The organism is Streptomyces sp. NPDC048297 (genome assembly GCF_043201585.1).
Classification (GTDB): Bacteria; Actinomycetota; Actinomycetes; order Streptomycetales; family Streptomycetaceae; genus Streptomyces.
The window spans coordinates 108,654-120,515 of the sequence record NZ_JBICZA010000009.1; the positions used below are offsets into that span (position 1 = coordinate 108,654).

The following is an 11,862-nucleotide window of genomic DNA, read 5'->3' on the forward strand; positions in this document are numbered from 1 at the left end:
CTCGATCTCATTGCCGCGAGGAGATCCACCCGGCTTCCATATACGAGGGAGCGATCCTCGAAAGGCCACCTAAATCACGGTATGTCATATTCCGGCATACCGTACGAGTGAGGAGATTTCGTGAAAACACCTCAGACCCTCAAGCGCACGGCCGTTGCCCTGGGCCTGGCCACGGCGTCGGTCGGCCTGATGCTGGGCAACGCGGGATCAGCCTCTGCGGCCAGCGCCTACCAGCTGACCCTGTGCTCCCAGGGGAACTACAGCGCCTACGCGGACGTTCCGCAGCAGGGCGGGTCGACCGTTCTGGTCGCCCCCGGCCACTGCACCACCATCGGGCTGAGCGGCAACACCACGTACGCCAACGTCCGGGGCAAGTGGAACACCAACAACGGCACGTTCTACATCGACACCGTGCCCATCAAGGCGTACAAGGGCGTCCAGATCAACACGTACGGCGTCACCACCGGCCCGTACCTGTGGTACAGCAACTGACGTGATCACGGCGGCCCTCGGCCGGTTCCAGGGAACCGGCCGAGGGCCGCTTCGCTGCTCACGACACCGGGTGAGTGAGCTACCGCTTCGCCGCTCACCGGTTGAGTGAGCTACCGCTCAGACTTTCCGACCTGGTCCGAGGTCTCCTCCTCGACCTCGGCCATCGCCGGGTCGAGCAGGCGGGACAGGAAGTGGCGGGTGCGCTCGTGCTGCGGGTCTCCGATGACCTGCTCGGGGCTGCCGTCCTCGACGATCACGCCGCCGTCCATGAAGACGACCCGGTCGGCGACCTCGCGCGCGAAGGTCATCTCGTGCGTGACGACCATCATCGTCATGCCGTCCTCGGCGAGGCTCCGCATCACCGCGAGGACGTCGCCGACCAGTTCCGGGTCGAGCGCGGAGGTCGGCTCGTCGAAGAGCATCACCTCCGGGCCCATGGCGAGCGCGCGGGCGATGGCCACGCGCTGCTGCTGGCCACCGGAGAGGGAGGACGGGTAGGCGTACGCCTTCTCGGACAGGCCGACCCGGGCCAGGTTCTCGGCGGCGATCTTCGCGGCCGTCGCCTTGTCGCGTCTGAGGACCCGTCGCTGCGGGAGCGTGAGGTTCTCGGTGACGCTCAGGTGCGGGAAGAGATTGAACTGCTGGAAGACCATGCCGATACGGCGGCGCGCGGCGTCGATGTCCACGTCCGGGTCGGTGATCTCGGTGCCGCCGACGAAGACCTGCCCCTTGGAGGGCTCCTCCAGGAGGTTCACGCACCGCAGCAGCGTCGACTTGCCGGAACCGGACGGGCCGATCACGCAGACGACCTCGCCCTGGCCGATCTCCAGATCGATCCCGCGCAGGACCTCGTTGTCGCCGAAGGACTTGTACAGGTCCCGGACGCGGATCTCGGGGCCGCTCGCCGGGCTGGTCTCGGGGCGGGTCACGTGATCTCCTTCTGGGCCTTGGCCTCCATGCGGCGGGCGACGATGCCGAGCGGGATGGTGACCAGCAGGTAGCACAGGCCCGCGACCAGGATCGGCGTGGAGTTGGCGGTCGTGCTCGCCAGGTCCCGGCCGAACTTGGACAGTTCGCGCTCCTCCAGGGTCACGCCGAGCAGCAGGACCAGGGAGGAGTCCTTGAAGAGCATGATCAGCTCGTTGGTGAGCGGCGGGAGGATGATCCGCACGGCCTGCGGGATGATGATGGAGATCATCGCGCGGGCGGGCGAGAAGCCCAGCGAACGGGCCGCCTCCGTCTGCCCCTTGGGCACCGCCTGGATGCCGGCGCGGAAGGTCTCCGCCATGTAGGCGGCGCCGATGAGGCCGAGGCCGAGCGCGGCCTTGCCGTACGTGCCGCCGGGGATCTCGGTGCCCGGGAAGGCCAGCGGCACGGCCACCGCGATGAAGACGAAGATCAGCAGGGCGGGCAGGCCCCGGAAGATCTCGATGTAGACGCCGGCCAGCCAGCGGTAGGGACCCACCGAGGACAGCCGCATCAGGGCGACGACCAGGCCGAGCACCACGCCGACGGCGAAGCCGGACACCGTGAACAGCACGGTGTTCTTCAGCGCCAGCGTGATGACGTCCGGGAACATCTGCCGGGCGATGGAGCCCTGCGCGAACTGGTTCCGCAGCCGGCCCCAGTCCGCCGTGACCGCGACGGCGATCACGGCGGCGACGAACACGACGTACTGGATGCCGCGCGAGAGCCGGCGCCTCTGCCGCCGGGTCAGGCCCTTTTTCTTCGGCTGATTCGGCTGGTTCGGCTGGTTCGGCTGCTTCGGCTGCTTCGGCTGCTTCGGCTGCTTCGGCTGCTTCGGCTGCTTCGGCTGGGGTGGTACGTCGAGTTCGCTCATGAGGCGGCGGGAGAGGCCACGGAGGCGTTGTACGGGCCGATCCACTGCTCGTAGATCTTCTTGTAGGTGCCGTCGGCCTTGGCGGTCTTGAGGGCCTTGTTGATGTCGTCGAGCAGGACCTTGTTGCCCTTCTTGACCGTGAAGCCGTACTGCTCACCGGTGTTGATGTTCTCGACGAGCTTGAACTTGTCCGCGTTGGCCTTGTCCTTCAGCCAGCCCTGGACGACCGGGAAGTCGATGACGACCGCCTGGACCTGGCCGGTGCGCAGGCCGTTGATGACCGCGTCGGAGGACTCGAAGGAGACCGGGTCGTAGCCCTTGCTCTTGGCGTAGTCCTCGCCGGTGGTCTGCGCCTGGGCGCCGAGCTTCTTGCCCTTGGCCTTGACGTCGGCGAGCGAGTTGACGCCGCTGCTCCTGTCGACCAGGACGGCCTGGGTGGCCTCGAAGTACGGGTCGGAGAAGTCGACGTTCTTCTTGCGCTCGGGCGTGATCGTCATGCCCGCCGCGGCAAGGTCGCACTGGCCGGAGTTGAGGAACGCGCCGGTCTTGAAGTTCTCGAACGGCGTGTCGTTGATCACCTGCTTGACGCCCAGGTCCTTGGCGACGAGGTCGATGAGGGAGACGTCGAAGCCCTGCACCTTGCCGTCGATCTCCGACTGGAAGGGCGGGTAGGGCAGGTGGGTGCAGGTGGTCAGCTGACCGGCCTTGGCGAGGTGGACCCCCTTGACGGTGGTCTTACCGCTCCCCGAGTCGCTGGAGGAGCAGCCGGCCACGAGCACCAGCCCGGCCGTCGCGGTGATGGCGGCCAGGATGCGGGTCCGGCGTCCGAGGAGCGTTGTCATGGAGGAAATCTCCCAGTAGAGGGAACTGTGCGTTCAGATTATAAGGATGAGTTTGGGCCCCTCAAACCAAACCCATGATCAAGGGACCCCTCGACTTAAGATCGGTGGAGTTGTCCCCGGGATCTACCCACTGAGCGAAGAGAGCACCGCCGTGACCCACCCCTTCCTCGATCTGCCCCCGCTGAGCGCCGAGCGGTTCGCCGCCATCGAGGACCGGGTGGCACGGCTGCTGGACACGCGGCAGGACGTCGTGATCACGCAGGGCGAGGCGCTGCTGCCGCTGGAGGGCGCGATCCGTGGGGCGGCCGGCCCCGGCACGACCGCGCTGAACGTGATCACGGGCCCGTACGGCCAGACCTTCGGGAACTGGCTCAGGGACTGCGGTGCGACGGTGCACGACCTCTGTGTCCCCTTCCACACGGCGGTGACGGCGGCCCAGATCCGGCAGGCTCTGACCGAGCACCCGGAGATCGACTTCGTGTCCCTGGTCCACGCGGAGGCGGCGACCGGCAACACCAACCCGGTCGCCCGGATCGGCGAGGTGGTGCGGGAGCACGGCGCGCTGTTCTACCTGGACGCGGTCGCCTCCGTCGGCGCGGAGCCGGTGCTGCCGGACGCGTGGGGCGTGGACCTGTGCGTGATCGGGGCGCAGAAGGCGATGGGCGGCCCGGCCGGCGTCTCGGCGATCTCGGTGAGCGAGCGGGCGTGGACCCGGATGGCCGCGAACCCGAACGCCCCGCGCCGCTCCTACCTCTCCCTCCTGGACTGGAAGGAGCGCTGGATCGACGGCGGCCGCACGGCACTGCTGCACGCTCCGGCCCAGCTGGAGATGCTGGCGCTGGAGGCGTGCCTGGAGCGGATCGAGGCGGCGGGCCTGGACGCGGTGATGGGCCGTCACCGTGACACGGCGCGGGCCGTGCGCGCGGGTGCGCTCGCGCTCGGCGGGGGCCTGGAGCCGTACGTCCACGAGGCGGCGGAGGCCGCCCCGGTCGCCACGACGCTGCGGGTGCCGGCCGGTGTGGTGGCCTCCGAGCTGGTGGCCCGCGCCCTGGAGAGCGACCCCGCGCTGCCGCTGGCCGCCGGGGGCGGCGCCCTGGCCAAGGAGATGATCCGGGTCAACCACTACGGCGCGGACGCCACGCCGGCCGTGGTGCGCGGCTGCCTCACGGCGCTGGGTGCCGCGCTGTCGCAGAGGGGCCTGGCCGTGGACGTACCCGGCGCCCTGCGGGCGGCCGAGCGGTCCGAGCCCGCTGCCTGATCTCAGGACGTCCGCCGGGGCCCGCGCGCGGCCCCGTCCGCTTCCCCGCACAGGACGGTGAGCCGGTCGGCGAGTTCCTCGCGCCGAGGACGCGCATCCGGTCGTGGAGGCGTGAAGCGATCAGGACGCGCACGCGGGGGTGCCGCCGGCGGAGAGCTGGTCGGGCACACGGCGGGGAGGCCGTCCCCGGGCGCGTGCACGGCACGCGGGAGCACGACGAACGGGGCGAGGTGGCTGAGCCGTCGGAGCCGCGGGCCGAGGGTGCCGTTCCCGGCGTGCGTGGCGTGCGTGGCGTGCGCGGCGAGCCGGCAGGCGGGGGTGGTCGTGCCGACGCCGGCCTCGCCGCGGGGCAGGACACGGGGGCGGTCCGCCGGCAGCGCGTCGATCCGCTGGGGCGCGGGTTCGTCGCCCGCTCGGGCTTCCTGAGCGAGGTAGGCCGTGTCCAGGTCCCACCTCGACTCACTGCGCCGCCGAGCGGGCCGCGGCGGTGACGAGTTCATTGCGCACGGCCTGGACCGCGTCGGCCGGTTCGATCCGGTCGTCGATCATGTGGCCTCCCCCATGCGGTCTCCGCTCGACGACGCGAAGAGGATCCCACGCCCTGGTCCCTCTTCACCGGTGCCTGGAATTCACACGACCCACATTAATTCCGGCCGCCATTTTCATCATTCAATCGAGAGCAGCTTCCCATATTCTCCTGCCCGCTTTCCGCGGGACTAAACAAAAAGGTTTCGTACGGATTTCCCGGCCGTGACGCACTCCACATGCGGGGTGTTTTGTCATGATTCAAGGAGGGGTATTCCAGACATTTCACCCTGCGTGGCGTCCACTCCGCGCACCCCCGCCGTGCATTTCTGAATTCACCTCGCTAAATTCCTTCCGCATGACTGCCGCTGCAGCAGACCTGCTCATCGACCGACCGGCAACGGCCGACGGCGCCGCACTCTGGCGCCTCGCCAAGGACTCGAAAACCCTCGATCTGAACTCCTCGTACAGCTATCTGCTGTGGTGCCGGGACTTCGCCGGCACCTCGGCCGTGGCGCGCGGGGCGGACGGCGAGCCCGTCGGTTTCGTCACCGGGTACGTGCGGCCCGACCGCCCCGGCACCCTGCTCGTCTGGCAGGTCGCCGTCGACGCCTCCCAGCGGGGGCGCGGGGTCGCCGCCGCGCTGCTGGACGGGCTGACCGGGCGCCTTGCCGCCGAACGCGGCGTCACCTCCCTCGAGACCACCATCACCCCCGGGAACACCGCCTCCGAGCGGCTGTTCACCTCGTTCGCGAAGCGCCACGGCGCGGAGCTCGCCCGCGAGGTGCTGTTCCCCGCCGACCTGTTCCCGGACGGCCCGCACGCCCCCGAAGTCCTGTACCGGATCGGCCCGTTGACCCGCTGATTCCGTCGCCCCGTCGATTCCGTCGACCCGTTGACCCACACTCCAGGCCCCCGCACTCCAGGCCCCCGACCCCAGCTCGCTTTGAGGAGCGATTCACCGTGACCATCACCCAGCCCGACCTCAGTGTCTTCGAGACCGTCGAGTCCGAGGTGCGCAGCTACTGCCGCGGCTGGCCCACCGTGTTCGACCGTGCGCAGGGCAGCCGGATGTACGACGAGGACGGCCACGCGTACCTCGACTTCTTCGCCGGCGCCGGCTCACTCAACTACGGCCACAACAACCCCGTACTCAAACGGGCGTTGATCGACTATCTGTCCCGGGACGGGGTGACCCACGGCCTGGACATGTCGACGACGGCCAAGCGGAACTTCCTCCAGGCCTTCCAGGACCTGGTGCTGCGCCCGCGCGACCTGCCGTACAAGGTCATGTTCCCGGGCCCGACCGGCACCAACGCCGTCGAGTCGGCGCTGAAGCTGGCCCGGAAGGTGAAGGGGCGCGAGGCGATCGTGTCGTTCACGAACGCCTTCCACGGCATGTCGCTCGGCTCGCTCGCCGTCACCGGCAACGCCTTCAAGCGGGCCGGCGCCGGCATCCCGCTGGTGCACGGCACGCCGATGCCGTTCGACAACTACTTCGACGGCACCGTGCCGGACTTCCTGTGGTTCGAACGGCTGCTGGAGGACCAGGGCTCCGGCCTGAACAAGCCGGCCGCGGTGATCGTGGAGACCGTGCAGGGCGAGGGCGGCATCAACGTGGCACGGCCCGAGTGGCTGCGCGAGCTCAAGGCGCTGTGCGAGCGGCAGGACATGCTGCTGATCGTCGACGACATCCAGATGGGCTGCGGCCGCACGGGCGCCTTCTTCTCCTTCGAGGAGTCGGGCATCACGCCCGACATCGTCACCGTGTCCAAGTCGATCAGCGGTTACGGCCTGCCGATGTCGCTGTGCCTGTTCCGGCCCGAACTCGACATCTGGGAGCCGGGCGAGCACAACGGCACCTTCCGCGGCAACAACCCCGCGTTCGTCACCGCCACCGCGGCCCTGGAGACGTACTGGACCGACGGCTCGGCCATGGAGAAGCAGACCCGGGCCCGCGGCGAGCAGGTCGAGCAGGGGCTGATCGGCATCACCGAGGAGAACCTCGCCGACATCAGGGAGTACCGCGGCCGCGGTCTGGTGTGGGGCCTGGAGTTCCACGAGAAGGAGCGGGCCTCCCGGATCGCCCGGCGGGCCTTCGAACTCGGGCTGCTCATCGAGACGTCGGGCCCGGAGGGCGAGGTCGTCAAGCTGCTGCCCGCCCTCACCATCACCCCGGACGAGCTGGACGAGGGCCTGAGCGTCCTGGCCCGCGCCGTCCGCGAGACCGTCTGACACCGGTCTTCGAGGAACGCGCACCATCCACCGAGGAGGAAGCACAGCACCGTGATCGTCCGATCGTTCAAGGACATCGAAGGCACCGACCGGCATGTGAGGGCGAAGTCCGGCACCTGGGAGAGCAAGCGCATCGTGCTCGCCAAGGAGCGCGTCGGCTTCTCCCTGCACGAGACCGTCCTGTATGCGGGCACCGAGACGTCGATGTGGTACGCCAACCACATCGAGGCCGTCGTCTACACCGAGGGCGAGGCCGAACTCACCGACCACGAGACCGGGAAGACGCACACGATCACCCCCGGCACCATGTACCTGCTCGACGGGCACGAGCGGCACACGCTGCGCGTCAAGGAGGACTTCCGCTGCGTCTGCGTGTTCAACCCGCCGGTCACCGGACGGGAGGACCACGACGAGAACGGCGTCTACCCGCTGCTCACCGAGCCCGAGGAGGTGTGAGGCACCGATGACCACCGTCACCGACCTGTACCCGAGCCGCGCCACCACCGAGGTGAGCACGCCCCGCAAGGACCCGGTCGTCTGGGGCTCCCCGGACACCCCCGGCCCGATCCCGGCGGCGGACCTGACCTCGTACGAACGCGACGGCTTCCTCGCCGTCGACCAGCTGATCACCCCGGACGAGGTCGAGGTCTACCGGCGCGAGCTGGACCGGCTGGTCGCCGACCCGGCGATCCGCGCCGACGAGCGCGCGATCGTCGAGCCGCGCTCGCGGGAGATCCGCTCGGTCTTCGAGGTGCACCGGATCAGCGCGGTGTTCGCGCGGCTGGTGCGCGACGAGCGGGTGGTCGGCCGGGCCCGGCAGATCCTCGGCTCGGACGTGTACGTCCACCAGTCGCGGATCAACGTCAAGCCCGGTTTCGGCGCGAGCGGCTTCTACTGGCACTCGGACTTCGAGACCTGGCACGCCGAGGACGGCCTGCCGAACATGCGCACGGTGTCCGTCTCGATCGCGCTGACCGAGAACCACGACACCAACGGCGGGCTCATGATCATGCCGGGCTCGCACCGGACGTTCCTCGGCTGCGCCGGGGCCACGCCGGAGGACAACTACAAGAAGTCGCTGCAGATGCAGGACGCGGGCACGCCCTCGGACGAGGCGCTGACCAGGATGGCGGGCGAGCACGGCATCAGGCTGTTCACCGGCCGGGCCGGCTCGGCGACCTGGTTCGACTGCAACTGCATGCACGGGTCCGGCGACAACATCACGCCGTTCCCGCGCAGCAACGTCTTCATCGTGTTCAACAGCGTGGACAACGCCGCGGTCGAGCCGTTCGCGGCGCCCGTGCGCCGGCCGGAGTTCATCGGAGCAAGGGATTTCACCGCGGTGACGTGACCCCCAGGACACCGGCCGGGGCCTCCTGGTGTGGGACGGGAGGCCCCGGCCCGGTCATGTCGTCAGCCTCGTACGGGACGGATGGTCCCGGCCCCGTCATGTCGTCAGCCGGGGAGATCGTCAGCCGGCGAGCACGTCCAGCAGGCGGTCCACGTCCGCTTCCGTGTTGTAGAGGTGGAAGGACGCCCGCAGATTGCCGGCCCGGTCGGACACCTCGATGCCCGCGCGGCTCACCTCGCCCTGCCGCTCGCCCAGTCCGGGGACGGAGACGATCGCCGAGCCGGGAGCGGGCAGGGGCGCGTGGCCGAGCGAGGCGAGTCCGGCCCGGAACCGGTCGGCGAGGGCCAGGTCGTGAGCGTGTACGGCGGCCACGCCCAGCTCCTCGATCAGGGCGAGGGAGTGGCGCAGTCCGGCATAGGTGAACAGGGCGGGGCTGACGTCGAACCGCCGTGCGGAGTGGGCGAGTTCGGTGACCGGGCCGTAGCAGCTGTCCCACGGCGACTCGGCGGCGACCCAGCCCGCGAGCAGCGGGATCAGGTCCCCGAAGTCCTCCGGTACGACGAGGAACGCGGCGCCGTGCGGGCCGAGCAGCCACTTGAAGGCGGTGGAGACGGTGAAGTCGTAGGCGCCGGCGTCCATGGGGAGCCAGCCGGCCGCCTGGGAGAAGTCGACGTAGGTACGGGCGCCGTGGGCGCGGGCGGCCTCGCGCAGGGCGGGCAGGTCGGTGATCCGCCCGTCGGCGGACTGGGCGGCGCTGACCGCGACGAGCGCGGTGCCGGGACGCACGGACTCGGCGAGCCGCTCCAGCGGTACGGCACGGACCTTGAGGTCACCCCGCGTGTGGAAGGGGTTGATCACGGAGGTGAAGTCGCCCTCGGCGGTGAGGACTTCGGCGCCGGACGGCAGCGAGGCGGCGACCAGCCCGGTCTGTGCGGCGACCGAGGGGCCCGCCGCGACCCGGCCGGCCGGGACCGAGGCCAGCCGGGCGAAGCTCGCGCGGGCGGCCTCGACGTCCTCGAACAGCGGGTCCATCGGCCGGCCCTCCGCCCTGATCGCCACGGCTTCGTGCAGCGCGGCGACGGTACGGGCGGGCAGCAGGCCGCTGCTCGCGGTGTTGAGAAAGGTGTTCTTCGGACTGAACTCGGCGCGGACGAGGCTCTCGAAGGTCTCCATGCCCCCACTGTGCGGGGCCCGGGATCCCCCGTCCATCGCGCATCTGTACACGGAACGCCTTTGGAGTCCTTATACATCCGCGCCGACCTGCGGTTTCAGCCCTGCTGCGGGACCGCGCACCCGTCCGGGCCACAGGCCTCGGCCGGCCCCTGGTCGACCAGCGTGAGCGGGGAGCGCTCGCCCCAGGCCTGGGCCAGCGCCTGGGTGAAGACCTCGGCGGGCTGGGCGCCGGAGACGCCGTACGTGCGGTCCAGCACGAAGAAGGGGACCCCGTTCGCGCCCAGCTCGGCGGCCTCGCGCTCGTCGGCGCGGACCTCGTCGGCGTAGGCGGTGGGGTCGGCGAGCACCCCGCGGACGGCGTCGGCGTCGAGGCCTGCCTCGACGGCCAGCTCCACCAGCCGCTCTTCGCCCTCGGTGAAGACGGACCGCTCCTCGGCGAAGTTGGCCCGGTAGAGGATCTGGATCAGCTCGTCCTGCCTGCCGTGCGCCTTGGCGAGGTGCAGCAGGCGGTGCATGTCGAAGGTGTTGCCGTGGTCGCGGCCCCGGGTGCGGTAGTCCAGGCCCTCGGCGCCGGCCTGGGCGCCCAGGTTGTCCTCGCCGGCCTGGGCCTGCGCCTCGCTCATGCCGTACTTCTTCGTGAGCATGGTGATCACCGGCTGGGCGTCGCCCTTGGCACGGCCCGGGTCCAGCTCGAAGGAGCGGTGCACCACCTCGACCTCGTCGCGGTGCGGGAAGGCGGCGAGCGCCTTCTCGAAGCGGGCCTTGCCCACGTAGCACCAGGGGCAGGCGATGTCGCTCCAGATCTCGACGCGCATGTCTTCGGCTCTTCTCCAGGTCGTACGGGGGCGGAGGATCTCTCCCCCAAGTACGTGAACGTTCAAGCAGGCATGTTCATTCCGCGGGCACGGAGAAGCGCAGGAAGAGGTGGTGGTCGCCGTCGGCCGGCGGGTTCTCCGGGTCGGGGAGCCAGCCCTGGCGGGCGTAGAAGGCCTGGGCGCGCGCGTTGTCCATGTGCACGTCGAGGACGGCCGTGCGCCGGCCGTCGGCCCGCCACTGCTCCACGCAGGCCGCGTGCAGGGCCGTGCCGATGCCGGAGCGCCACCGGCCGGGGTCGACGTGGAACTGGAACAGCTTGACCGTGTCCGCGGGTGCGTCCTGCGGGGGTGCGGAAGGAGGCGACGGCGACGATGCGGCCCTGTTCGACGGCGCACAGCACATGGGCGTCGGGGCGTTCGATGGAGGCGCGCCAGGCCGCCGCCCAGTCGACGTCGCTCTCGGGGAGCCCGTCCGGGTAGTACGTGGCGCGCGCCCGCAGGTGCAGAGCGGCGATGTCCTCGGTCTCGGCGGGCAGAGCGGTGCGGATCACCCGGGCACCGGTTTCACGTGCACTGATCATGCAGGGCAGGACGCGCCGGTGCCCGCTGCGGTTGCGCGGCTCCCGCCCCCGGCCACCGCCGACCGGGGACCGGGGACCGTCGTCCGGGGGACCATCGACCGGGGGGGCCGCCGACCGAGGAACCGTCAGCTGCCGTCGCGCAGGTCGTCCGGCCAGGCGTCGCGGTACGCGATGTGGTCGTACGTCACCACACAGCCCTCGCCGAGCGGTGACTGCGTCATGAACCCGACCAGCGCCGCTCCCGTCTCCTTCTCGTCGCCGAGGGTGAAGAGCCGTACGAAGGTCCAGCGCACCCCGTCGCGCGAGGCGTGGAAGGCGAGCGCCCGGCCGGTCCGGCTGACCCGCAGCCACACCGAACTCCCGTCCACGGTGAAGGAGTTCGCGTCGTCGGAGTGTCCCCGGGTGACCACCGTGCAGACGGTGGGCACGTCCGGGGAGTACTCCAGGCAGAGCTTGGCCCAGGCCCGGTCGCCGACCTGGACGTACAGCACGCCCGCGTCGAAGGAGGCGCGGAACCCCACGGTGACGCGGGCGATCAGCTGGAAGTCGCCTTCGGGCGCCCCGAGCAGCCGGGGCGCGTCGGCGGCGGGGTCCATGGCCTCCCCGGCGGGCGGCACGAACCGGTCCTGCCGGGAACCCGCCCACCCGGTGAGCACACCGTCCTCGTACGACCAGTTCCCGTCGGGTCCGTAGGTGCGCAGGGCGAAGGGCAGTTCGGGGAGTTCCAGGTCCATCGGCCCATCATCGCAG

13 protein-coding genes and 1 pseudogene are annotated in these 11,862 nt (G+C 70.3%); 6 read left to right on the forward strand and 8 right to left on the reverse strand.

The annotated features are described in order from the left end of the window. Positions 1–120: 120 nt before the first annotated feature. Positions 121–492, forward strand: coding sequence for a hypothetical protein (locus ACGFYV_RS12410; RefSeq protein WP_393878312.1), 372 nt, complete (start codon positions 121–123; stop codon positions 490–492). Positions 493–602: 110 nt separating this feature from the next. Here ACGFYV_RS12410 and ACGFYV_RS12415 read toward each other — a convergent pair whose 3' ends face one another. From ACGFYV_RS12415 to ACGFYV_RS12425, 3 genes are read right to left on the reverse strand one after another with little or no spacing between them, the layout of a single operon-like run. Further along, a complete protein-coding gene (locus ACGFYV_RS12415) occupies positions 603–1,421 on the reverse strand; it encodes an amino acid ABC transporter ATP-binding protein (protein ID WP_393878313.1) in 819 nt (272 codons plus the stop codon). Further along, positions 1,418–2,332 (reverse strand): amino acid ABC transporter permease, encoded by a 915-nt coding sequence (locus ACGFYV_RS12420; RefSeq protein WP_393878314.1) that lies wholly within the window; start codon positions 2,330–2,332, stop codon positions 1,418–1,420. Before ACGFYV_RS12420 ends, ACGFYV_RS12415 begins: the two co-directional genes overlap by 4 nt. Continuing rightward, the gene (locus tag ACGFYV_RS12425; protein WP_393878315.1) at positions 2,329–3,174 is read right to left on the reverse strand and encodes a transporter substrate-binding domain-containing protein; all 846 of its coding nucleotides are present in this window, start codon (positions 3,172–3,174) and stop codon (positions 2,329–2,331) included. Before ACGFYV_RS12425 ends, ACGFYV_RS12420 begins: the two co-directional genes overlap by 4 nt. 151 nt (positions 3,175–3,325) lie before the next feature. Between ACGFYV_RS12425 and ACGFYV_RS12430 the strand changes: the two genes are divergently transcribed. Next, positions 3,326–4,432, forward strand: a complete 1,107-nt coding sequence (locus tag ACGFYV_RS12430; RefSeq protein WP_393878316.1) for a pyridoxal-phosphate-dependent aminotransferase family protein — start codon at positions 3,326–3,328, stop codon at positions 4,430–4,432. 2 nt (positions 4,433–4,434) lie between these two features. Here the strand turns inward: ACGFYV_RS12430 and ACGFYV_RS12435 are convergent, their stop codons facing one another. Continuing rightward, positions 4,435–4,932, reverse strand: coding sequence for a hypothetical protein (locus ACGFYV_RS12435; RefSeq protein WP_393878317.1), 498 nt, complete (start codon positions 4,930–4,932; stop codon positions 4,435–4,437). A 383-nt stretch (positions 4,933–5,315) separates the two neighbouring features. On the opposite strand from ACGFYV_RS12435, the gene ectA reads away from it, so the two are divergent. The 4 genes from ectA (at position 5,316) to thpD (ending at position 8,543) form a co-directional block, all read left to right on the forward strand. Then, on the forward strand, positions 5,316–5,822 hold the full coding sequence (gene ectA / locus ACGFYV_RS12440; protein WP_393878318.1) for a diaminobutyrate acetyltransferase: 507 nt from the start codon (positions 5,316–5,318) through the stop codon (positions 5,820–5,822). A gap of 98 nt (positions 5,823–5,920) precedes the next feature. After that, positions 5,921–7,192 carry a diaminobutyrate--2-oxoglutarate transaminase gene (gene ectB / locus ACGFYV_RS12445; RefSeq protein ID WP_393878319.1) on the forward strand — a complete coding sequence of 424 codons (1,272 nt, stop codon included), beginning with the start codon at positions 5,921–5,923 and terminating at the stop codon, positions 7,190–7,192. 51 nt (positions 7,193–7,243) lie between these two features. Beyond that, positions 7,244–7,648, forward strand: a complete 405-nt coding sequence (locus ACGFYV_RS12450) for an ectoine synthase (protein WP_393878320.1) — start codon at positions 7,244–7,246, stop codon at positions 7,646–7,648. 7 nt (positions 7,649–7,655) lie between these two features. Then, on the forward strand, positions 7,656–8,543 hold the full coding sequence (gene thpD, locus ACGFYV_RS12455; RefSeq protein WP_393878321.1) for an ectoine hydroxylase: 888 nt from the start codon (positions 7,656–7,658) through the stop codon (positions 8,541–8,543). Positions 8,544–8,663: 120 nt separating this feature from the next. Here the strand turns inward: thpD and ACGFYV_RS12460 are convergent, their stop codons facing one another. From ACGFYV_RS12460 to ACGFYV_RS12475, 4 genes and pseudogenes are all read right to left on the reverse strand, one after another. Beyond that, positions 8,664–9,716 carry an aminotransferase class V-fold PLP-dependent enzyme gene (locus ACGFYV_RS12460; RefSeq protein ID WP_393878322.1) on the reverse strand — a complete coding sequence of 351 codons (1,053 nt, stop codon included), beginning with the start codon at positions 9,714–9,716 and terminating at the stop codon, positions 8,664–8,666. Positions 9,717–9,811: 95 nt separating this feature from the next. Further along, positions 9,812–10,531: a DsbA family oxidoreductase gene (locus ACGFYV_RS12465; RefSeq protein WP_393878323.1), complete on the reverse strand. Its 720-nt coding sequence runs from the start codon at positions 10,529–10,531 to the stop codon at positions 9,812–9,814. A gap of 76 nt (positions 10,532–10,607) precedes the next feature. Further along, positions 10,608–11,112: pseudogene (locus tag ACGFYV_RS12470) on the reverse strand (GNAT family N-acetyltransferase). A 125-nt stretch (positions 11,113–11,237) separates the two neighbouring features. After that, positions 11,238–11,846, reverse strand: a complete 609-nt coding sequence (locus ACGFYV_RS12475) for a DUF1349 domain-containing protein (RefSeq protein ID WP_393878324.1) — start codon at positions 11,844–11,846, stop codon at positions 11,238–11,240. Positions 11,847–11,862: the final 16 nt, after the last annotated feature.

What these genes read in the sequence shown, in the direction of transcription:
- ACGFYV_RS12465 (WP_393878323.1), bottom strand. Translation starts at nt 10,531, where the DNA reads ATGCGCGTCGAGATCTGGAGCGACATCGCCTGCCCCTGGTGCTACGTG.
- ACGFYV_RS12425 (WP_393878315.1), bottom strand. Translation starts at nt 3,174, where the DNA reads ATGACAACGCTCCTCGGACGCCGGACCCGCATCCTGGCCGCCATCACC.
- ACGFYV_RS12420 (WP_393878314.1), bottom strand. Translation starts at nt 2,332, where the DNA reads ATGAGCGAACTCGACGTACCACCCCAGCCGAAGCAGCCGAAGCAGCCG.
- ACGFYV_RS12435 (WP_393878317.1), bottom strand. Translation starts at nt 4,932, where the DNA reads ATGAACTCGTCACCGCCGCGGCCCGCTCGGCGGCGCAGTGAGTCGAGG.
- ACGFYV_RS12475 (WP_393878324.1), bottom strand. Translation starts at nt 11,846, where the DNA reads ATGGACCTGGAACTCCCCGAACTGCCCTTCGCCCTGCGCACCTACGGA.
- ACGFYV_RS12460 (WP_393878322.1), bottom strand. Translation starts at nt 9,716, where the DNA reads ATGGAGACCTTCGAGAGCCTCGTCCGCGCCGAGTTCAGTCCGAAGAAC.
- thpD (WP_393878321.1), top strand. Translation starts at nt 7,656, where the DNA reads ATGACCACCGTCACCGACCTGTACCCGAGCCGCGCCACCACCGAGGTG.
- ectA (WP_393878318.1), top strand. Translation starts at nt 5,316, where the DNA reads ATGACTGCCGCTGCAGCAGACCTGCTCATCGACCGACCGGCAACGGCC.